Genomic DNA, 20,016 nt, shown 5'->3' on the forward strand with positions numbered 1-20,016 from the left:
CGCCATCTCTTCGCGCAAGCGCTCATCGCAAGAAGGCCGCCGCGACGCCCGCGTCCACCGGCACGTGCAAACCCGTGGTGTGGGAGAAGTCCGACGTGCACAGCGCGAACGCGGCATTGGCGATGTTCTCCGGCAGCACCTCGCGCTTGAGCAGTGTGCGCTGCGCGTAGTACTTGCCGAGATCCTCCTCGGCGACGCCGTACACCGCGGCCCGCTTGGCGCCCCACCCGCCGGCGAAGATGCCCGACCCCCGCACGACACCGTCGGGGTTGATGCCGTTGACCTTGACGCCGTACTCGCCGAGCTCGGCGGCCAGCAGCCGCACCTGGTGGGCCTGATCGGCTTTCGTCGCGGAGTAGGCGATGTTGTTGGGGCCGGCGAACACCGAGTTCTTCGACGAGATGTAGATGATGTCCCCGCCGAGCTTCTGGTCGATCAGTGCGCGGGCCGCCGCCTTGGACACCAGGAACGATCCGCGGGCCATCACGTTGTGCTGCAGGTCCCAGTCCGCGGCGGTGGTCTCCAGCAGCGACTTCGACAGCGACAGGCCGGCGTTGTTGACCACGATGTCGACACCGCCGAACGCCAGCGCCGTCGCATCGATGGCGGCCTGCACCGCATCCTCGTCGGTCACATCCGCGGCGATTCCGACGGCCACGTCGCTGTTCCCGATCTCTTCGGCAGCAGCGCGGGCCTTCTCGGCGTCGAGATCGGCGATCACCACGCAGGCGCCCTCGGCGGCCAACCGCGTCGCGATGGCTTTGCCGATGCCCGACGCGGCCCCGGTGACCAGGGCGATCCGGGTGGCGAGCGGCTTGGGCTTGGGCATGCGCGCCAGCTTGGCCTCTTCGAGCGCCCAGTACTCGATGCGGAACTTCTCCGACTCGTCGATCGGGGCGTAGGTCGAGATCGCCTCGGCGCCGCGCATCACGTTGGTGGCGTTGAGGTAGAACTCGCCGGCCACGCGCGCGGTCTGCTTGTCCTTGCCGTAGCTGAACATGCCGACCCCCGGGATCAGCACGATCGCCGGGTCGGCGCCGCGCATCGCCGGGCTGTCCGCGGTCGCGTACCGCTCGTAGTACGCGCGGTAGTCCTCGCGGTAGGCCGCGTGCAGCTCAGCCAGCCGGGCCTTGCAGTCCTCGACGGTCGCGTCGGCCGGCAGGTCGAGCACCAGCGGTTTGACCTTGGTGCGCAGGAAGTGGTCGGGGCAGCTGGTGCCCAGCGCGGCCAGCCGAGGGTGCTCGGCGGCGGCCAGGAACTCCAGTACCGGTGCGGCGTCGGTGAAGTGACCGACCTGGGGCTTGTCGGTCGAGGCCAGACCGCGGATGAACGGGGCCAGCGCGGCGGCCTTGGCGCGGCGTTCGTCGTCGGGCAGGGCGCCGTAGCCGGGCAGCGGCGCGCCGAACGGCTCATTCTTGCCGTTGGCCGCGATGAACTCGGCAGCGGTCTCGATGATCTCCAGGGAGTGGGCCTCGGCCTGCTCGGAGGTGTCCCCCCATGCGGTGATGCCGTGCCCGCCCAGGATGCACCCGATCGCCCGCGGGTGGCGGCGTTTGATCTCGGCGATGTCCAGTCCGAGCTGGAAGCCCGGCCTGCGCCACGGCACCCACACCACGCGCTCACCGAAGATCTTCTCCGTCAGGGACTCTCCGTCGGCGGCCGTCGCGATCGCGATACCGGAGTCGGGGTGCAGGTGGTCGACGTGTGCCGCGTCGACCAGTCCGTGCATCGCGGTGTCGATCGAGGGTGCGGCACCGCCCTTGCCGTGCAGGCAGTAGTCGAACGCGGCGACCATCTCGTCCTCACGGTCCACGCCCGGGTAGACGTCGACAAGTGCGCGCATCCGGTCGAGCCGAAGCACGGCCAGTCCCTTCTCGGTGAGCGTGCCCAGGTCTCCGCCCGAACCCTTCACCCAGAGCAGGTCGACGTCCTCGCCGGTCACCGGGTCGGTGCCGGTGCCCTTGGCGGAGGTGTTACCGCCGGCGTAGTTGGTGTTCCTGGGGTCGGAGCCGAGGCGGTTGGACCGCGAGATCAGCTCGGAGACGGTCTTTTCGGCGGTATCGGTCATTGCGTCACGCTCCCCACGAGGATTGAGTTCCGCCGACACGCTCGGCGGTGATGCGGGCCTGGTATCCGCTGTCGCGGAAGGCGGCCATCGGGTCTTCGGGCAGTCCGCGCTCGGCGCGCCGCTGCGCGAGCGCGGGGCGGACATCGGTGTAGAAGGCGTCCATCATGATCGCGTTGGCGCCCAGCACGTCGCCGTCGTCCTGCGCCGCGCGCAGGGCCTCGGTGTCGACGAGCAGCGTGCGGGCGGTCATCTCCTGCACGTTGAGCACCGACCGGATCTGACCGGGGATCTTCTCCTCGACGTTGTGGCACTGGTCGAGCATCAACACCACCGGCGAGTGCGCGTCGAGCGCGCCGCCACGCACCACCTCGAACATGATGCGGAAGAGCTGGAACGGATCGGCCGCGCCGACGATCAGGTCGTCGTCGGCGTAAAACCGCGAATTGAAGTCGAATGAGCCGAGCTTGGTGAGCCGCAGCAGCTGCGCCACGATGAACTCGATGTTGGTGCCCGGCGCGTGGTGGCCGGTGTCCAGGCACACCACCGCGCGCTCGCCGAGGGCGCAGACGTGGGCGTAGGCCGTGCCCCAGTCGGGCACGTCGGTCATGTACATGGCGGGTTCGAAGAACTTGTACTCCAGGACGAGTCGCTGCTGCTCACCGATGTGCTGGTAGATCGTCGCGAGCGATTCGGCCAGCCGGTCCTGTCGGCCACGGATGTCGCCCTGGCCGGGGTAGTTGGTGCCGTCGGCCAGCCAGATCTTGAGGTCGCGGGACCCGGTCTGGTGCATCACCTCGATGCAGTCGAGGTGATGGTCGATGGCCTTCTGCCGGATCGCCTTGTCGGTGTGGGTCAGGCTGCCGAACTTGTAGTCGTCGTCCTGGAACGTGTTGGAGTTGATGGTGCCGAGCCGCACTCCGAGGTCCTGTGCGTAGTCCGACAGCGCGCGGTAGTCGTCGACGCGGTCCCACGGGATGTGCAGCGCCACGGACGGCGCCAGGCCGGTGAGGCGGTGCACCTGCGCCGCGTCGGCGATCTTCTCCCGGACGTCGCGGGGGGTGCCCGGCGTGCCGAACACCTTGAATCGCGTGCCGGAGTTACCGAACGCCCAGGAGGGCAGCTCGATCTGCAGATTGTCCAGAACGGTGTCGGTGAAGTCATGCATCATCGGTGGTCCTCAGGCGGTGGCGGTGGACGGTGCGGATGCGGCGGGGCTCACCGGCGACCCGTAGCGTTCGGTCTCGATCTGCTGCAAGGTCTTTCCCTGGGTCTTCGGGGCCCAAACGGCGCCGATGATCAGGGCGACGGTGAGCAGACCGACCAGCAGGGCGCCCACCCAGGTGAGCCCGATGACGGCGAGCATGGTGGGGAAGAAGTAGCTGAGCAGACCGGTGGCGGTGCGCACCACGAAGAACATGGTGCCCTGCGCGCTGGCGCGGTACGGGGTGGCGAACAGTTCGCTGGCCCACAGGCTGTAGAACGCCTGCGCGCCGATGCCCGAGGACACACCCCACAGGATCGCGAAGATCAGCATGGTGGCGATGCCGCTGTCGGTGAAGGCGACCAGGACGATCCACCCGGCGATGCCCAGTGCGGCGCCGAAGCTGTAGAGCGCCCGCTGTGACACCCGGTCGGCGTACCGCATGAAGCCGAAATACGTTGCGGCGACGGTGCAACCCCACACCAGCACCTGCAGCAGGTTCTGCTGGACGGGGCTGTGCAGGCCGGCGGTGTCGTAGACGCGGGGCATGAAGATGCCGGCCTGGCCTGCGACGGTGTTCCAGAACAGGTAGATGCCGCCGAGGAACAGCAGGGCGGTGATGTTGACCTTGCGGGAGAACAGGCCGCGCAGACCGCGCACCCCGACGCTCGACGCGAGTTCGCGGGTCTCGTTGACGCTTTCGTCCTGCCAGATCTGTGATTCCGCCAGGCCCTGCCGGACCCACCAGACGACCGCCGCCACCACGAACAGGTGCAGGAAGATCAGCCGCGAGCCGAGCAATTCCAGCGGGGCGAGCGCGGCGGCCAGCGCAAAGCCGATGAACGGACCGACCGACCAGGCCAGTTGCGCGGTGCCGACGTGCTTGGCGCGCTCCACCGACGGCGCCTGCTCGGCGATGTAGGTCCACGAGGCGGGCACTCCGGCACCCACGGCGATGCCCGTGATGACGAAGGCGGCCAGCAGCATGGTGAAGTTGAGGGCGAACGCGGCCAGCAGCACGCCCACCATGTAGACGAGCAGGTCGTAGGTGTAGATGGCTTTGCGGCCGAACCGGTCGCACAGCGGGCCGCCGAGGATGGCGCCGATCGCGGCGCCGAAGGCGTTGGCGCTCAGCGCGGCCAGCAGGCCGACCGCGAAGTTGCTGATGCCGAACTCCGCCTGCCAGAAACCGAGGCTGGTGGCGATCGCGATGATCGAGCCGGCCTCGATGTAATTCGACATGGCGACCGCGATGGTGGCTCGCCAGCCGGTTGTGGAGTGAGCTCCGATCTTCATGGGCAGTCCTCGTGGTTCGGGTGGTCAGGGGAGGGGGGTCAGGGGGAGGGGCAGAAGAGGTGGTCAGCAGAGGTGGAAGTACTCGGTGAGCCGCTGGCGGACCGTATCGGGGTTGGCGCCGCGATCGCCGGTCACTGCGGGCCGGAAGAAGTCAGACATGCGGGCCTGCCAGCGCTCGTTGACGTCGGTCTGTTCGATCAGGGCGCTGGCGCGGTCGAAGTCCTCGGTCTCGAGGTAGCCCACCACCATGCCGTCGTCGGGCCGCAGGAACAGCGAGTAGTTGCGCCAGCCGGCGTCCCGCAGTGCGTCGAGCATCTCCGGCCACACCTGCTCATGGGCGGCCAGATAGTCATCCACCCGGTCGGGCTTGAGGTACATCACGAAACACACGCGTTGCAAGGTGTCGGGCATCGATGCCTCCGCCGGATCGTCTGAACTGAATGAAACGTTTCAATTTGTGATGGGGGTGACAGTACGGCAGCGGTGTGAGCGAGTCAAGAACGCCCGCGCCGGCCACCATGTGGTGCACGGCGCCATCCAGATGGGCGTGTCCACTGTGTTTCAATTGTTTCGTTTGCCCGCTGGTGTGCATAGACTGGCCGCATGACCGCAGCCGTGACTCCGCTTGTCCGGGACATCGAGGCCCGGGCCCGACGCGACGCCGGTTTCCTGCGGGTCCTCGACGCGCTGCGCGACGCGCCGACAGGCCCGCACGGCACCCTGGAACGCTCGGCAGCGCACACCCTCAACGAGCAGCGCCGCGCCGTCCTTATCGCGGAGTTCATCGAGGGCGCCCTGTCCACCGCCCAGGTACAGACTCAACTCGCATACGCCTCGCCACAGGCGGTGCACCGGCTGCGCACGCGCAAGCGGCTGATCGGTGCCGCAGTGGGGAACACGACCTGGTTCCCGGCTTGGCAATTCGACGGCGGACGGCTCCGCGCCGATCTGCCGCGAATCCTGGAGTTGCTGACGCGCTACACCGACGACGCGGTCGCGGCGGACCGCATCATGCGGCTCCAGCGCGAGGACTTGGGGGACACCTCGATCGCCGAGGCGCTCGACCACCCGGTAACCGCTGCGGCGGCGTGGCGCGCCCTCACCGCGCTCGGTGCCTGACCTCCTTCCCGGCTTTCGCCGTCCGCTGCCCTCTGCCCGGCCCACGGGGCTGAGGAGCAGAACGGTGCGGCCGGGCACCGCGATGTGGCGAGTGGAGGCCGCCGCCCCCGACGAGTGGGATTGGCGCGGCTTTCCGCAGCCGCGCTACCGCTTCGACCCGCCGTCGGGCGCGTTCCGCACGCGGTACGCCGGCGCCGATCTCGTCGGCGCCTGCCGCGAGCGCTATCGGGCCACCGGACTGGTCATCCCGGCCGATCACGCCGAGCACCATTTGATCGAGATGGTCACCGAGCGTCCGATGCGGGTGCTCGACCTGCGCACCGAGCGCAACCTCGACGCGCTCGACGTCGACGACCAGATCAGTACCGGACAACACGACGCCGTCTGGGACACCTGCCAACACCTGGCCGACGCCGTCCGGGGCTGGTGGCCTGACCTCGGCGCGATCGTGTACCGCTCGCGGACCACCCCGGAGCAATCCACCAACTATGCGTTCTTCGCCCACGATCACTTCCGAGTGCGGGCGTGGTCACTCGCCGATCGCACCGACGTCCTGACGGAACTGGTTCTCCGGCATGGCTTTACCGTCAGTTGGTCACTGAACGGCTGACAGGGCTGCGCTGCAGATCGCGTTGCCCAATGGTAGTGGTGGAAGTCGCCGAACGAACAGTGGGGACTGATGAAGTACACCAACTCGATCGAGATCGCTCTGCCGCGGGAGAAAGTGGCCCAGCTGCTCGCCGATCCGGCACACATACCGAAGTGGCTGCGAGGCGTGGAGGTGCACGAGCCGGTGAGCGGGATACATGGGCAACTCGGAACCACGTCGCGAGTCGTGATGCGGTCAGGGAAGAGGGAGATCGAGTGCACCGAAACGATCACCCGCCGGGAGCCGGCGGACCTGCACGAGATCCCCGCGAACGTCATCGTTCACTTCGACCGGGAGATCGCCGGCGCCGGTATGTGGAGCGCCGTGCGCGATCGGCTGACTGAAGCCGACCCGGCGACGACGCTCTGGGAAAGCGACAGCGAATACCGGTTCAGCAGTCCGCTGATGCGGCTGGTGGGACTTCTCATGCCCGGGGCCTTCCGCACGCAGTCGCAGCAGCACATGCAGGACTTCAAGGCGTTCGCCGAACACGGAACGGACGTCCGCGAAGGATGAGACGGATCGGCGCCGCGGGGGAGGACTGAAGTGGCTGGGTGACTCAGGAGGTCATTCGGCTTGGAGGTCACCCGGCGAGAGCTTGTCGCCGGGCGTCGGTGGCCGAAAGGGCGGTTTCTCGTCCGCGACGGCGTCGTCCAGGCTTCGGTCGGTTTCGTCGCCGATCGCCAGATCGGGCTCCTCTGAGGACTGCGGTTGCGGACCGCCGGAACCGGGCTCGGCCGCGACGGTGGACTGCTCCGGGTCACCGGATGAGGGAAGCAGGGGATCCGACGTCGACATCACACGAGTATGCCGAGGCAAGGTGTCGCGAAGGTGAACATCCCTGCCGAGCCGGAGAACCGCCGTCAGCAGCGTACGCGCGAGATCGATCTCATCGCAGTCTCGGGACGGTACCGCTTCCGTAGCTCCACTGCCCGCTTCTGCACGGCGCCATTACGATCCGCTCCTATGGTGGCCCTCCGGCGTCTGCTCGTGGTTTCGCTGATGGCCGTGTGCCTCGGCGGAGGTGCGGTGTTCACGGCACCTACTGCCGCAGCCCTCGGTTGGGGCGCGATCGCGGTCTCCGTGAATACCGGCAAGGTGGGATACTCGCAAGGCTTCAACTCTGCTCTCGAGGCCGAGCGCGCGGCCATCGGCCTCTGCAGCGCCCGCGACTGCCGGGCCGTCGTGAACTTCACGAAAGGATGCGGCGCGGTTGGCCAGGCGCCCAACGCGTCGTGGGCTACGGGTGTGGGCCGCGACAGCGCCGGCGCGCAGAGAGCCGCGTTGATTTCGTGCAGTCGGTACGGTCCGGGCTGCCGCGTCGTCGGGGTGGCATGTAGCTGACCGCCTCCTCGAGACGAGTGCCACGGTCAGCCGTTATCCCGCCATGTGATGATTTGCTTGAGAGACGTGAGATCGTAGCCGTCGTCGGCGGCGAGTTGAGTCTGGAACAGCGTGACGCCGGCCTCGCGGAAGGCGTCGGCACTATCGGCGTCTGCCCAGAGGGTCGAGCGTTCGATCTCGGCGCCGTTGCGGCCGAACGTCGCGGCCAGCTCGTCGACGCGGTCGCTGCTTCTGCGGAACGCGTCGAGGTCCTGAAACGCATGCCAGATGTCGGCGTGCCGGGCAATGGCGGGCAGCGAGCGCTTGGGTCCCGTGCCGCCGATGAGGATCGGTAGCTTGCGCACGGGCGGCGGAATCAGTGCGGCGAGCCGGTTCTCGATGCGGATCAGGCTCTCGTCGAACAGGTCGAAGCGGGACCCGAAGGTGCCGAAGTCGTAACCGTAGGTCGTGTAGTCCTTTTCGTACCATCCGGCGCCGAGGCCGAGGATGAGCCGGCCACCACTGATGTGGTCGACGGTGCGCGCCATGTCGGCGAGCAGGTCCGGATTGCGGTAGCCGACGCCGGTGACCAGGAGCCCGATCTCAGCGTGTGAGGTGATCTCACCCCACGACGCGAGCGCGGTCCACCCCTCGAAGTGGGCGACGTCGGGTTGTTCGTCGGTGAGGATGGGCTTGCCGTCGACGAGGCCTTCCATCGCCGGACGGTGGAAGTGGTCGTAGCCGAAGATCACGTCGACGCCGAGATCGTCGGCGGCGAGGACGGCGTCACGCCACGTGGCGTAGTCGGGCGTGCCGCCGGGCGGGATCTGCACGGCGACGCGGACGGGACGGGTCATGGATGCTCCTGAGTCGGAGGAAGAGGCGACTCTCGAGCCAAGTTCACCGCGTGCCGGTTTATTCCGGGAGGCAGCCCAGGATCGCGCGCGCTGCGCGCTCGGCGATGAGCATGACCGGCGCGTTGGTGTTACCGGAGGTGATGGTGGGCATCGCCGAAGCATCGACCACTCGAAGGCCGGCCACGCGGTACACGCGGCAGTCGGTGTCGAGCACCGTGGCGGCCGACCGCGGCATGCCGCGGGGGTCGAAGGCGCCCATCGCGCAGGTGCCCACCGGATGGAAGATGGTGGTGCCGAGTTCGCCGGCCGCCTGCTGCAGATCCTCGTCGCTCACCAGTTGCGGGCCGGGAAGCAGTTCTTCTGGGCGATAGCGAGCCAGGGGAGACGCCGCCATGATTTGCCGGGTCATCCTCAAGCCGCGGACAGCGACTTGACGATCGGCGTCAGTGGACAGGTAATTGCAGGCAATCTTCGGGTGGGTCAGCGGATCTGCACTGGCCATACGTACGTGACCCCGCGAGGTCGGGCGCAGATTGCACACCGAGGGTGTGATCGCCCCGAACCGGTGCAGCGGTTCGCCGAATTTGGCCAACGACAGGGGCTGCACATGCCATTCCATGTCGGGACTGGCCAGCTTGGGGTCGCTCTTGGCGAAGGCGCCCAGCGTGGAGGGCGGCATCGTCATGGGTCCTGAACGCAGCACCAGGTACTGAAGTCCCATGCCTGCCCGGGTGATCCAGTTGCGGTACAGGCTGTTGACGGTCCGGGCACCCCGCACCCGGTAGACCGTCCGCAGCTGCAGGTGGTCCTGGAGGTTCTCACCGACTCCCGGCAGGTCGACGGCCACCGGAACGTGATGCTGGGTGAGCAGCCCGGCGGGACCCAGCCCCGAGACCTGCATGAGGTGCGGGGACCCGATCGCGCCGGCGCTCAGGATGATCTCCCGGCGGGCCCGGATGTCGATGATCTGACCGTCTCTGCGCACCCGCACGCCGGTGGCGCGGTGCGCAGCCGTGGTCCAGGCACCGCGACGCTGATGCTCCCGGACCTGGTCGTCCATCAGCAGCCGCACGGCTTGGGTCTGGGTGTAGACGGTGAGGTTGGGCCGATGGGCGATCGGGTGCAGGAAGGCATCGGCCATCGACCAGCGACGGCCACGCCGCTGGTTGACGTGGAAGTACGCACTGCCGGAGTTGTCACCGCGATTGAATTCGTCAATGGGAGAGATGCCAACCTGGTCCGCGGCGGCCTGCCAGGCGTCCAAGATCTTCCAGCGCACCCGTGGCCGCTCGACGCGGATCTCACCACCGGCGCCGTGCCATTCGTCGGCCCCGCCGAAGTAGTCCTCCAACTCCCGGTAGATCGACAGCGTCTGGCCGGCGCCGTCCCGGCCACCCCAACGCCATCGGTCGTCACCGGTGGCCTGCGCCCAGAGTTCGTAATCGGAAGCTTGTCCGCGCATATGGATCATGGCGTTGATCGACGAACAGCCGCCGATCACACGACCCCGCGCATAGAGAATGCTGCGGTCGGCCAGACCCGGATCAGGTTCGGTGGTGAAACACCAATCGGTGCGGGGGTTGCCGATGGTGTACAGATAGCCCACCGGCACCTTGATCCAGAACCAATTGTCTTTGCCGCCCGCCTCGACCAAGAGCACCCGGTGATCGGGATTGGCGCTGAGCCGATTCGCGAGCAGGCAGCCCGCACTGCCTGCTCCCACGATGATGTAGTCGAACTCGGAGACGGGGCTCATCTTCCTCCATGGCGTCGGTGCGGCAATCGACGATCGCACACGGTCCACGCTCAGTCAGGGGAGCGGTCATCTTCCTCGTCGCGACGGCGCGCCGCCTCGATCACCTCGGGCGGGGCGGGCTTGTCCAACCAGGCCCGTATCCGCAGTAGGCCGCCGGCGATGGCGCCGACGGCCAGTACGGCGATCAGGATCCAGAGCGCAGTCGACATACCGCGATTCTCCACCCGCGGCCGTGCCGTTCGGGCCGGTATTCACCGCCCGCCCGTGTCGCGCCCGGCGACTTCCTCAAAGACGTGAGTGGAGGCTGGTCAGTCGGCCTCGTTGGCATCGCCGGGATGGGGGACGTTGTCGTCATCGACGTAGGGGGCGTGCTCGGTGTCGGCCTGGGCGTGGTCACGCGGACCTTCGTTGGCTCCTCGTCTCTCGACCGCATCCGCTGCATCACTGGGCATCGTCACTGTCCGGTCCTCCCAATTCTCCCGCGGAGTCGTCCCGCCGGAAGCTTCGTCGTCGCGAGGGTGCCCGTTTCACGCCGACCCGAACCCGGACGAGCGTCGGGCGCCGGGGCCGCTCTCGGGGTGGGTGGCCCTAGCGGTGATTCGGGCCTGCCGGGGGGGGCGACACCGGCCGCCGACAGGCATGCACACCGAAGGGCGGAAGACCATGACCACAGCGCGCGATGTCGTTGTTCACCACGGGCGGGCCTGGGTCGACCCGGATGAGACGGTTCGTATCGGCTATACAGTTGTCACTCCACCCGAACCCACTAAGACGGTCGTGCTTCTCCACGGCGCCCCCCCAAACGCGGTACGAGTGGCGCCAGGTCATGATGCCGCTAGCCGCCGGCTATCGGGTGATCGTGCCCGACTATGACCGGCGGGGCGGGTCTGGTACGTCTCGCTCCGGCGGCCGGTCAGGTGGGGAAATCCGCGCTGCGAGAGAGCTTTTCGTTGGTCCGGATGTCGGCCAGCTTCTTCTCCAGCGTATCGATCACGGCGTCGTATCCGCTGTTGCCCAAGACCAGCCGACGAGGCGGTGAGTGCTGAGCCATCGCCGCGATCACCGCACGGGCACCGCGGCGCGGATCGCCGGGTTGCACGCCGTCCATCCCGACGAAGGTGGCACGGACCTCTTCGAGCATGTCGTGGTAATCCGGGATCGACTCCGCTACGGGCTCGTTCGCGAAGCCGGCGTAGGCGTTCGTGCGGAACGCTCCCGGTTCGACGGCCAACACCGAGATGCCGTGTGAAGCGACCTCGTCGTGCAGCGCGTCGGTGACGGCTTCGATGGCGAATTTCGTCGCACTGTAGTAGCCGAATCCGGGCGCTGATGCAAGCCCGGCTACCGAGGACACGTTGACGATCCACCCGTTCCCGCGGGCGCGCATCCCCGGCAGCACTGCACGCGTCACCGACAGGACTGCGAAGAAGTTCAGTTCGAACATTGCCCGCAACGAGGACTCGTCCATGCCCTCGATCGATCCGTACCAACCGCGGCCGGCGTTGTTGACCAGCACGTCGATACCACCGAAGCGCTCCTCGGCGGCACGCACCGCACGCTGCACCTGCGCCGCATCGGTGAGTTCCAGCGGCACGACGAGAACGCGGTCGCCATACTGCTCGGCCCACGTCGCCAGCTCCTGCGGACGCCGGGACGTGAGCACCACCCGGTCTCCGGCCTCGAGTGCCGTTTCAGCGAACGCCATCCCGAAGTTGCCGGGGGTGCCCCCGGTGATGAACCAACGCCGCGTCATGGTTCGATCACCACCCGGCTGATCACAGTGCCGTCGAGGGTGAATCGGTAGTGCAGGTCGGCGACCCCGCCCGGGAAGTTGCCCTCCAGATGCTGCCCGACGTCGACGCCTGCGTCGGTCGTCGTTGCGCCGGTGATCTCGGTGGTGTAGGTGTACTCGCTGGCTGCAGTCGCGATCCAGGCACCGATCTCGTCGTGTCCCTTGTAGTCGTGACCCTCGTCGGTGACGACAGCATCGGTGGTGAGCGTGGCCAGCGCTTCGTTCACCTCACGGGCATCTAGCGCAGTCATGAACGTTCTTACGGTTTCTGGGAGTGTTTCCCATTCTGTTGTGGTCATGGCCCAACCATGGAGGTTGCCGTAAGGGGAAGGTCAACCCGTGATCGCGGGCTTGCCGCGAGGTTGACCTTGCCCCAGGGGGAGGCTTCAACATGGCCTCATCGATGTAGGTGACGCAACGCAGAGGAGGACGCCATGGGCGCACAGGTCTCGATCGGTGACTTCGCGGTGATGACCAGTCTGAGCCGCAAGGCGCTACGCCATTACCACGACATCGGCATTCTGGAACCCGCCCACATCGATCCCTACACCGGCTACCGCTTCTACGACACCAGCCAGGTGGATCACGCCCACATCATTCGCCGGTTCCGATCGCTGGGCATGTCCATTCCCGACATCAAGGCGCTACTGAGCACCGACGACGCCGGGGCCCGCACCGACATCATCACCACCCATCTCGAACAGATGGAGGCTCAGCTGCAGCAGACCCGTGACGCAGTGGGTGCGCTGCGCGAGTTGCTGTCCCCTGTGCGCACTCCAACCGACGTCACGTTACGCCACGAAACGGCGCTGGCCGTGTGGTCGGTCAGCGCCACCATCGACACCTCCGGGATCGACGACTGGTTCGCGGTGTCACTGCAGACACTGCACCGGGCCGTCGCCAGGGCCGCAGGCGCACCGACCGCGGTGGTGCCGGGCGGCTTGTACGACCGCGCGCTGTTTCTCGAACAGCGCGGCCGCGCAACCATGTTCGTCGAGGCACCGCCATCCGCAGAGCCTCCCGAGGGTATCCACGCCGAGGTCTTACCCAGGGCCGAATTCGCGGTGCTCACCCACCCGGACGGTCACGACGGCATCGACCGCAGTTACGCAGCCCTGGGCGTCTACGTCAACGAGCATCTGATCAGCGGCCAAGGGCCTATTCGCGAGCACTACCACGGCAGCACGCCTACGAATCCAGCCCGGTTCACCGCAACCGAGATCTGCTGGCCGATCTTCAGCACCACCGCGCCGACGCAATGAACGACACACACGAGCGGTTTGGCGCATACGGAGCATGGCTCACCCCCGCACTGGGTGGTGCCCCCCGTATCGCCTACGCTCCCGAACTCGAAGAGCTGGAGTATCGGACGATCTGGGTGGGTGTCGGCGCAGACCCGAGACACCTACGAACGGCCCTTCGAGCGGATGGCCGACTATGTCATTGCGCTCCTGCGCAACGCGGTACCGGCCGAGGCGATCGTCCTCGGCGCCCTGGGGAGGAACACTCACGTTGGCCGGCGAGTAGACACTGGGGTGTGGAGTGGCCGAGGCAGGAGTTGATCGACCTCCATCGCGGAGACCGCCAGGTGCTTCGAGTCTGGACGGTGGGAGTGGGTTGCTGTCCGGTCTCAGAGAAGTTGTCACTCGCGGCCTGTGGGATGTCATCTGTACTGAGACGAGGTTGGGGGAGGACGTCTCAGCGATGTTGTCATCTCCGTAGGGCGCTTCGTCAAGCAGATCGAGGAGCCCGTGGCGGCGGCCGCCCTGCGTGACTGATCGCGCAACGCAATTACGGCGCGCGTCGCGGGTCAGCGCCTCCTATACCCTTGACCGTTGTAGTCCGGTGGGGGTTGTCGCCTTGCGAAGCAGCTCGGTCGAGGGCGGCCGAGGTGCGCGAGTGCGTCAGGTGCTGCCGACATGGCGATGAACATTGAGGCTGCCCGGCTGATTGTGTACTCAGCCGCGGCGCGCGCTGAGCGGATAGAACCGAACCTTGGCTTCATCTCGTCGGCGGCGAAGTGCTTTGCGTCCGATGTAGCGATGGAGGGCACCACTAACGCCGTGCAGTTGTTCGGCGGCTACGGCTACACCGTCGATTTACCGGTCGAGCGGTTGGACGGCCGCTCCCTGCTCCAGTACTGCTCAGTGGTCGGGTTGCAGTGAGGCGACGGCATCGTCGATAGCGTGTCCCCGCGGGTGATCTCCATGGCGGTGCGGTTGAGGTGGGGCGTGAACAGGCTCGCGGCGATGAACGCCGCGACGTCGTCGCGGGGAATCTCGTCGTAAGCCACGGAGATGCCAGCGTTGACCAAACCGGTGCCGTCGTCTTGGGTCAGTGTGCCAGGTCGAACGATCAGGAAGTTGAGGTTGGTGGCGAGGTCGACGTCGGCGGTGCGCTTGGCGGCCATGTACTGCTCGAAGCCTGCCCCCGGTGACTGGTCGCCTCGCCAGGCATCCATGAACACCGACACCAGCACGAAGCGGTTCAGCCCGGCGCGGGCCGCGGCTTGCGCAAGCTTGCCCGGGCCCTGTCCGTCAATGGCCTCGACCTGATCACCGCCGCCGCCGGCGCCGGCGCAGAAGCCCACCGCGTCGTGCCCGGCGATGCGGTCGACGAAGTCAGTCGGCCCGTCGTTGACAATGTCGCCTCGGACGGGCTTGGCGCCCGCGCGCGTTCGACGTCCGCGGTGTCGGGGGAGCGGTGCAGCCCGGTGACGTGGTGTCCTCTGGCGGTGAGGGCGGCGACGAGTCGTCGGCCGGCACCGCCGGTCGCACCGACGACGAAAATCTTGCGTGCTGAATCCGAAACGGTGGCTTCTGAGGACATAGGACGTGCTCCTTCTCGACGTGGAATTCATGTAGATAACGTCGGCACCGTGCGCATCGCACGGTGCCGGCCCGGGGGATTGTCGGAACCATGAGTAGCCCGGTCCGTTCGATCTGTCGCGCCACTTCCGCGCAAGCAACGGTCGACGATGGGTGACGAAGAGCGCTATGCGCTGCCGCACGAGCCGGTGGTCCCTTCGATACTGAAGTACATTTAGGCGACACGAGCCGGGGCCCCGGCCGCCCGGCATACCAGCTAGGGGTTACGGCGGTCAGCCTCTACAGGTGCTATGTCGACGCCGTTGCGGAAATCACTCGACCTTGGTCGTTCTGTCATCGCCACATGCGCCCGTCGCGTTTCGCACCGTTCGGGGCCTTCCACGCCCCGGCGACAACGCGTCCGCGCCGCGCGCCCAATCGCGCGGGACGCGGCTTCGGGAAGCCCGACGCACCGCGGAGACGGCCGCCAGCGACTGGCAACGTGAGTGATCGACTTCCCACAGACGCGAAGTGCATGCGTCAAGAGCCTCCCCGCAATATGTGAGAAGTCCGACCGGCGGCTATACGGGGGAGTAGAGCCCTGTTCGTCGCGGAGCCTTCATGACCACCGCAGGCGCCCGACCGTCGACCTACCCGTCCGCGTTGAACAGAAGGGCCAAGCGTGACCCGTCTCTGACTTCTGTGGAATATCACAGCACCGATTGCCTACGGGGCTGCATTACTCATGGCCGGGGACGGTAACGGTCGCCACCCACATTAAGGGCGACGGCCAGCCGGCCGGACGGCGAGGCACAAACTGCTGCAGCGAGGTGTGCCGGCGGGTACGTGATCACGCTGTGCCTACAGCGACGGCACACCTGGGCTGGTGTGTGATGCATGAAAGGCACAAGCGCGGGTTAGTCCCGCCCGCTACGGGTTGTCGCCCGCTTGCGCCGCAAGATCAAGGCGTCGTTGATCGTCAGCACCGTGCCCTGTATCGCGGGCTGAAACCACTTGTGATCGAAAGCTGCTGGGTTGTCGCGCATGTCATCGGCCCAGTAATGCCCGTGAGCGGACGCCGAGCCAGTACGCCATAGATGCACCATCCCCGTGCCCCCGGGTGTGGTGAGGTTCACCAAGTCCTTCATCATCTGCGTCGTTGAAGTCGGCGTGGTCAGCTTGGCGCCCAGCTCCAACGCCCGCTTGTTGAGCGCCTGCCTCTCGAGCTCGGTGATCACAAGGCTTTCGGCCAACGCCTTGTCCTCATCATCATTCAGGTGGGTGTCGGCGAAGTCGGTCATGGCCTTGCGCTGCTCCTCCAGGTTCTCGTACCGGTAGCGGATCGCGCGAAGCTGCCGTCCATTTGATGAGTCAGGTTCCAACAGCCAGCACACTCGGGCGCCGCAGATCAGCGCGGTCCGTAGCGCAGTGAAGTGGGCGTTGAGTCGCATCGGCGGGCTGGCCGCCACAGCGTCTACAACCGCCCCCAAATGATCCAAGGCCATCACTTTCCCGCGGTGAGACAGCGGGGATGACGGCGGATGTTCCGCGTCATCGACGGCCAAGTCACTACCAGGCTGAGGCTGGGCGTTGGCCGCGTCCTGCATCCACGGGTCAGCTACCTCGTATATCCACTTCACGATCCGGTCGAGCCGTCGCTGACTATCGTTCACTCCGCAAGTCTGCCTGCCGCGCGCTGCGGCTTAAGCTTCCCACGTGACAGATTCCGATTCTGAAGGCTTAGAGATGGACCAGCGGATCGAGGTGCGAACAGAGACGACAATGTCGGTGCGACCAGGCTTCACCACACAACATCTGTGGACGGCGCGCCGAGCGGCGTGGCTGAGCAGTCAGCGCGAGCAACACCTGGTGGACATCGACTATCGCAACGTGGATCGCGAACACCGTGCCCACGTCACCACCGCTGTCTTCAGCTCGGTGGCCTTCGTTGAGGCTCTGGTCAATGATGCGGTCGACCGGCAGGGATTGCAGATCAACAGTCGGCCCAACCCAATCCACAACGCCCAGGAGGCGTTGAGAGCGTCAGGGCGACAGCCACTCGACATCGGCAGAGACCCGGGCCAGAGCTTCAACGTGGTGCGACACCTGCGGAATGCCCTGCTGCACTACGTTCCTGAGTGGGAGCACGACTTCATCAACGGCGATCTATACGCCGATTTGGAGCGCCGGTTGCGGGGTCGAGAGAACCGCCAGCAGGTGGTCGATCCGTGGTTTCCCAACAGGGCGCTCGGCGCTGGCTGCGCCGACTGGGCTGTCACAACCAGTTTGGACTTCGCCAAGCAGTGGCATACGGCGATGAATCTCAGCCCTGACTTTGACACGATCTATTTCAATGGCAACGAACCATCCGTGGAGCAGCCGCTGCCCTGACCCAGCGCACCATGCTGGGCAGCAACTCGACAGACCGCCACCGCGCCAATCGATGTTGCGGTACATCATCCTGCCGACCGCGGCGGCGACCCCGTTGAGGCACGGCAAGCAGTCGCCCTCCGCATTCACGACCCCTGTTGCCTCATGTCAAGATGCGCGCGAGGGCGGGTTCGTTGCCTCACGTGTTCGTGCGCGCTTGGGTAGGGGCGGTTCGGCGCCGGCTCGGGCTTTGCTGGTGGTCAAGGCGAGGAGCTGGGCGGTGAGGGCTTGGATTTGGCGCTGGGTGGCTGCAGGGTTGATCAGGGAGTGAGCCCGGGTCAGCGCGACGATAACTTCCACGGTCATGGTGGGGTGATTAATCGCGCGATGATATGGAGTGGTGGCTGTGTCGTGCTTCTTAGCTACTTTGGCGCCTGTACGGACCTTGGAGACCAATTTCCGCTGAGGGTGGAAGTAGTTGGTCAGCCGTGACTGCAACCGCCAGATCTCGTTGAGCAGCAACAGTTCTGCGGCGGTGTCGTAGCGGTGGTAGCCGACAATGGTGCGCACCACCGCCCAGTTCTTCTGCTCGACGTGGCAGCAGTCGTTCTTGTTGCCCGGTCGAGATCTGGTGAATGTGATGTGCCGCCGCTCGCACCAGTACAGCAAGTGACCGTTGATGAATTCGTAGCCATTGTCCGAGTCCACGCCGAGGATCCGAAACGGCATTGTGTTGGCGATGCCGTTGAGGGCCGCCACGACACACTTGGCTGATTTGCCGGTACGGACCGATTCTCGGTCCACCCGGTGGCGATATCGGTGACCGTCAGCGTGAACGCATGAGGCCCCGCCATGCTGCCGCCGTCGTGGCAGACCAGGTCGATCTCCACGAACCCGGGTCGTGCATCGTTCCACTCGGCCCACGTCCGCACCGGAATCTGACTTTTGAGCAGAGAGCCCGGCTTCGTACCGGAACGACCTTTGAGCTGCGATTTCGCTCGCGCATCGGCCAGGCGGCGGTCGATGGTGGCCGCCGACATCGACACCAGCAACGCCGCGGTGTCGTCGTCGATGACCAATTCTCCAAAATGCCGCAACACACCCACCAGCTCGTTGAGCATCGGCGCTAGCCGTTTACCCGCCGGCATCCCCAGCACGGTCCAGCAGACCGTCAGCGCCGCGATGACTTCAGGTCCGTACTTCGCTGGCCGCGGACTGCGCGGGGCCGCCAGCTTGGATGCGCGCCCTGCTTTAAGCGCCTTGCGGGCGTGACTGCGGTGCCACCCGGTGTTCGCGCACAACTCGTCCAGGATCCGGCTCTTGCCGCGCTTACTGGCCCGCTCGTAGCGGGTCGCCACCGTCGCGGTGATTGCTCTGCGCTCTGCCAACGTCAACCCCATCCACTGGGCGTACGCGCGCATTCTCAGTGAGGCAACGAATCACCCTTTCGCGCGCATTTTTGATGAGTCAACGCGACGACCAACTGGTGGCCGCCACCGAATGCGCGTTCGAACTCGACTCCGACGTCGTCATCGCCATACGAGCCGGAAGTCGCCCGACCTGAAGCGGCAACGAGGAAGTGATTACGAAGGAAGCTCGCGATGCGAATCCCTCACGAACAGTCGCATACGCGCCAAGGTGAGTTTGGTGGCGCACTCGGTCGTCCTTAATCGCTGTGCTACTAGTGCTTCCGACCGCGCCTCGTACCAATCGGGTCCCGGTGGAGCGTCGGGTATCGATGATTGATCTACAGCGGTCAGGGCCGATGTCAAGCTGCGCAGAGGAACCATCAGCTCCTCGATTCCCTCGGCTAAGAACCTGAGGTTGGAGAGCGCAATACCCGCGCTGTTCAACGCTGGAAGCATCTGCTTCATCTGGGCCTGGTTCATGGCATGCATCGCCGCTTGCAGCTTCGAAGCATCAAGTTCCGACTCACGGAGTGCGGCGGCGCACGCCCTCGTTGCCCGCTCAAGCTCGATAATCGCGTGCATCCATTCTCGGTCTACAGACGTCTGCACCGCCAGGAGCGCCTCACGTAGCTTGTCGTTGCGGGCGGCGAGCCGGTCGAAGCGGTACTTCTCCTCGGTCCGTTCGAACGTCTTCTCCGCTAATCGAAGAGTTTTCGCAGATCGCTGTAGGGTCCAGACGTTGAACAACGCAGAGACGACGATTGCAGATATCCCCACAATGACTGGCCCCATGGGCCCGAACTTACTCGGCACGAGGGCGACGATCGCCCGGAGGCCCGGGCGCCGACGACGCACACACCCGCCGACATTATTGTCCGGCTACCCCTGGCACCCACAGCCACGCGCAGCGAGCCCAGCAACCATCAGGGGTCGGGGAGGATTCCCCACCGAGCCGCCAGCAGCCCCGAATGGCATCGCGCCCCTCTATGCATTGGACGCAGAGTTTCTAGATCGGAGGCCTCGATGACGTACCTGATGGGTCGTTGTCCGTGCCAGCAGGCAACCTGTCGCGAAGCGAGGCTTGCACTATGAAGTGCGGAAGCAGTTCGACGGATCTGACCTCGGCCGCCCGCTTGATCGACACAGTGGCCGGATTCCTTCGTCCGCCAGCTTGAGCAAGAACGCCGCCATGTCAGTTGAGAGCGAACAACCGGACAGCGCAGGAGTAGAAGTCGGGAAGCGGGCCTAGCGGTTGATTGACATAATGTGGCTTATCGGTAAAACGATGTCGCTGGCGTGACATGCATGCACTCGCACGTTCGAGCCTTCCACCTGCCGCCTGCTTCAGCCGGCGAACCCATCCCGCGAG

Annotated in this window: 19 protein-coding genes and 3 pseudogenes; 7 read left to right on the plus strand and 15 right to left on the minus strand. The window is 66.1% G+C overall.

Annotated elements, in window-relative coordinates:
• Positions 1-22: 22 nt before the first annotated feature.
• The 4 genes from E4P42_RS08190 to E4P42_RS08205 all read right to left on the minus strand — a co-directional run bounded on the left by E4P42_RS08190 (position 23) and on the right by E4P42_RS08205 (position 4,976).
• On the minus strand, positions 23-2,068 hold the full coding sequence (locus tag E4P42_RS08190) for a bifunctional aldolase/short-chain dehydrogenase (RefSeq protein ID WP_135124901.1): 2,046 nt from the start codon (positions 2,066-2,068) through the stop codon (positions 23-25).
• A gap of 4 nt (positions 2,069-2,072) precedes the next feature.
• Positions 2,073-3,233: an L-rhamnose isomerase gene (rhaI, locus tag E4P42_RS08195; RefSeq protein ID WP_135125247.1), complete on the minus strand. Its 1,161-nt coding sequence runs from the start codon at positions 3,231-3,233 to the stop codon at positions 2,073-2,075.
• Between the two features lie 12 nt (positions 3,234-3,245).
• Positions 3,246-4,565, minus strand: coding sequence for an MFS transporter (locus E4P42_RS08200; RefSeq protein ID WP_135124903.1), 1,320 nt, complete (start codon positions 4,563-4,565; stop codon positions 3,246-3,248).
• Positions 4,566-4,628: 63 nt separating this feature from the next.
• Positions 4,629-4,976: an L-rhamnose mutarotase gene (locus E4P42_RS08205; protein WP_135124905.1), complete on the minus strand. Its 348-nt coding sequence runs from the start codon at positions 4,974-4,976 to the stop codon at positions 4,629-4,631.
• A 192-nt stretch (positions 4,977-5,168) separates the two neighbouring features.
• Between E4P42_RS08205 and E4P42_RS08210 the strand changes: the two genes are divergently transcribed.
• The 3 genes from E4P42_RS08210 (at position 5,169) to E4P42_RS08220 (ending at position 6,849) form a co-directional block, all read left to right on the plus strand.
• The gene (locus tag E4P42_RS08210; RefSeq protein WP_167759402.1) at positions 5,169-5,684 is read left to right on the plus strand and encodes a hypothetical protein; all 516 of its coding nucleotides are present in this window, start codon (positions 5,169-5,171) and stop codon (positions 5,682-5,684) included.
• Positions 5,685-5,748: 64 nt separating this feature from the next.
• Positions 5,749-6,294 (plus strand): RES domain-containing protein, encoded by a 546-nt coding sequence (locus tag E4P42_RS08215; protein WP_135124907.1) that lies wholly within the window; start codon positions 5,749-5,751, stop codon positions 6,292-6,294.
• A gap of 69 nt (positions 6,295-6,363) precedes the next feature.
• A complete protein-coding gene (locus E4P42_RS08220; protein ID WP_135124909.1) occupies positions 6,364-6,849 on the plus strand; it encodes an SRPBCC family protein in 486 nt (161 codons plus the stop codon).
• A gap of 51 nt (positions 6,850-6,900) precedes the next feature.
• On the opposite strand, the gene E4P42_RS08225 is transcribed toward E4P42_RS08220, so the two are convergent.
• Positions 6,901-7,131: a hypothetical protein gene (locus E4P42_RS08225; RefSeq protein WP_135124911.1), complete on the minus strand. Its 231-nt coding sequence runs from the start codon at positions 7,129-7,131 to the stop codon at positions 6,901-6,903.
• A gap of 33 nt (positions 7,132-7,164) precedes the next feature.
• Between E4P42_RS08225 and E4P42_RS08230 the strand changes: the two genes are divergently transcribed.
• Positions 7,165-7,677 carry a DUF4189 domain-containing protein gene (locus E4P42_RS08230; RefSeq protein WP_245233939.1) on the plus strand — a complete coding sequence of 171 codons (513 nt, stop codon included), beginning with the start codon at positions 7,165-7,167 and terminating at the stop codon, positions 7,675-7,677.
• A 26-nt stretch (positions 7,678-7,703) separates the two neighbouring features.
• Here the strand turns inward: E4P42_RS08230 and E4P42_RS08235 are convergent, their stop codons facing one another.
• From E4P42_RS08235 to E4P42_RS08250, 6 genes are all read right to left on the minus strand, one after another.
• On the minus strand, positions 7,704-8,513 hold the full coding sequence (locus E4P42_RS08235) for an LLM class F420-dependent oxidoreductase (RefSeq protein WP_135124913.1): 810 nt from the start codon (positions 8,511-8,513) through the stop codon (positions 7,704-7,706).
• A gap of 58 nt (positions 8,514-8,571) precedes the next feature.
• Positions 8,572-10,269 (minus strand): GMC family oxidoreductase, encoded by a 1,698-nt coding sequence (locus tag E4P42_RS08240; RefSeq protein ID WP_135125253.1) that lies wholly within the window; start codon positions 10,267-10,269, stop codon positions 8,572-8,574.
• Between the two features lie 50 nt (positions 10,270-10,319).
• Positions 10,320-10,478, minus strand: coding sequence for a hypothetical protein (locus tag E4P42_RS26940; RefSeq protein ID WP_167759403.1), 159 nt, complete (start codon positions 10,476-10,478; stop codon positions 10,320-10,322).
• 99 nt (positions 10,479-10,577) lie between these two features.
• Positions 10,578-10,727, minus strand: coding sequence for a hypothetical protein (locus E4P42_RS26945; RefSeq protein WP_167759404.1), 150 nt, complete (start codon positions 10,725-10,727; stop codon positions 10,578-10,580).
• A 455-nt stretch (positions 10,728-11,182) separates the two neighbouring features.
• Complete coding sequence (locus E4P42_RS08245; RefSeq protein WP_135124915.1) at positions 11,183-12,022, minus strand: SDR family NAD(P)-dependent oxidoreductase; 840 nt, start codon at positions 12,020-12,022, stop codon at positions 11,183-11,185.
• Positions 12,019-12,312: a nuclear transport factor 2 family protein gene (locus E4P42_RS08250; protein ID WP_135124917.1), complete on the minus strand. Its 294-nt coding sequence runs from the start codon at positions 12,310-12,312 to the stop codon at positions 12,019-12,021. The genes E4P42_RS08245 and E4P42_RS08250 overlap by 4 nt, the downstream gene beginning before the upstream one ends.
• Positions 12,313-12,495: 183 nt before the next feature.
• Here E4P42_RS08250 and E4P42_RS08255 point away from each other — a divergent pair, with 183 nt between their 5' ends.
• Positions 12,496-13,323 (plus strand): MerR family transcriptional regulator, encoded by an 828-nt coding sequence (locus E4P42_RS08255; protein WP_135124919.1) that lies wholly within the window; start codon positions 12,496-12,498, stop codon positions 13,321-13,323.
• 651 nt (positions 13,324-13,974) lie between these two features.
• Positions 13,975-14,175, plus strand: a pseudogene (locus E4P42_RS08260) (acyl-CoA dehydrogenase family protein); the annotation flags it as partial.
• Here the strand turns inward: E4P42_RS08260 and E4P42_RS27185 are convergent.
• Together E4P42_RS27185 and E4P42_RS08270 are read right to left on the minus strand one after the other, a co-directional pair.
• Positions 14,148-14,890, minus strand: a pseudogene (locus tag E4P42_RS27185) (NAD(P)H-binding protein). The pseudogenes E4P42_RS08260 and E4P42_RS27185 overlap by 28 nt on opposite strands.
• Before the next feature lie 895 nt (positions 14,891-15,785).
• Positions 15,786-16,541, minus strand: coding sequence for a hypothetical protein (locus E4P42_RS08270; RefSeq protein WP_135124921.1), 756 nt, complete (start codon positions 16,539-16,541; stop codon positions 15,786-15,788).
• Positions 16,542-16,584: 43 nt separating this feature from the next.
• Here E4P42_RS08270 and E4P42_RS08275 point away from each other — a divergent pair, with 43 nt between their 5' ends.
• On the plus strand, positions 16,585-17,259 hold the full coding sequence (locus E4P42_RS08275; protein WP_135124923.1) for a hypothetical protein: 675 nt from the start codon (positions 16,585-16,587) through the stop codon (positions 17,257-17,259).
• A 147-nt stretch (positions 17,260-17,406) separates the two neighbouring features.
• Here the strand turns inward: E4P42_RS08275 and E4P42_RS08280 are convergent.
• Both E4P42_RS08280 and E4P42_RS08285 read right to left on the minus strand, forming a co-directional pair.
• Positions 17,407-18,638: pseudogene (locus tag E4P42_RS08280) on the minus strand (transposase).
• Between the two features lie 183 nt (positions 18,639-18,821).
• Complete coding sequence (locus tag E4P42_RS08285; protein ID WP_135124925.1) at positions 18,822-19,460, minus strand: hypothetical protein; 639 nt, start codon at positions 19,458-19,460, stop codon at positions 18,822-18,824.
• Between the last annotated feature and the right edge of the window lie 556 nt (positions 19,461-20,016).

The sequence above is a fragment of the Mycobacterium sp. PS03-16 genome (assembly GCF_004570325.1).
Lineage (GTDB): Bacteria > Actinomycetota > Actinomycetes > Mycobacteriales > Mycobacteriaceae > Mycobacterium.

Coding starts and splice junctions, on each gene's coding strand:
- E4P42_RS08200 (WP_135124903.1), bottom strand. CDS start 4,565: ATGAAGATCGGAGCTCACTCCACAACCGGCTGGCGAGCCACCATCGCG.
- E4P42_RS08225 (WP_135124911.1), bottom strand. CDS start 7,131: ATGTCGACGTCGGATCCCCTGCTTCCCTCATCCGGTGACCCGGAGCAG.
- rhaI (WP_135125247.1), bottom strand. CDS start 3,233: ATGCATGACTTCACCGACACCGTTCTGGACAATCTGCAGATCGAGCTG.
- E4P42_RS08240 (WP_135125253.1), bottom strand. CDS start 10,269: ATGAGCCCCGTCTCCGAGTTCGACTACATCATCGTGGGAGCAGGCAGT.
- E4P42_RS08220 (WP_135124909.1), top strand. CDS start 6,364: ATGAAGTACACCAACTCGATCGAGATCGCTCTGCCGCGGGAGAAAGTG.
- E4P42_RS08190 (WP_135124901.1), bottom strand. CDS start 2,068: ATGACCGATACCGCCGAAAAGACCGTCTCCGAGCTGATCTCGCGGTCC.
- E4P42_RS08245 (WP_135124915.1), bottom strand. CDS start 12,022: ATGACGCGGCGTTGGTTCATCACCGGGGGCACCCCCGGCAACTTCGGG.
- E4P42_RS08235 (WP_135124913.1), bottom strand. CDS start 8,513: ATGACCCGTCCCGTCCGCGTCGCCGTGCAGATCCCGCCCGGCGGCACG.
- E4P42_RS26940 (WP_167759403.1), bottom strand. CDS start 10,478: ATGTCGACTGCGCTCTGGATCCTGATCGCCGTACTGGCCGTCGGCGCC.
- E4P42_RS08205 (WP_135124905.1), bottom strand. CDS start 4,976: ATGCCCGACACCTTGCAACGCGTGTGTTTCGTGATGTACCTCAAGCCC.
- E4P42_RS08210 (WP_167759402.1), top strand. CDS start 5,169: ATGACCGCAGCCGTGACTCCGCTTGTCCGGGACATCGAGGCCCGGGCC.
- E4P42_RS08255 (WP_135124919.1), top strand. CDS start 12,496: ATGGGCGCACAGGTCTCGATCGGTGACTTCGCGGTGATGACCAGTCTG.
- E4P42_RS08250 (WP_135124917.1), bottom strand. CDS start 12,312: ATGACTGCGCTAGATGCCCGTGAGGTGAACGAAGCGCTGGCCACGCTC.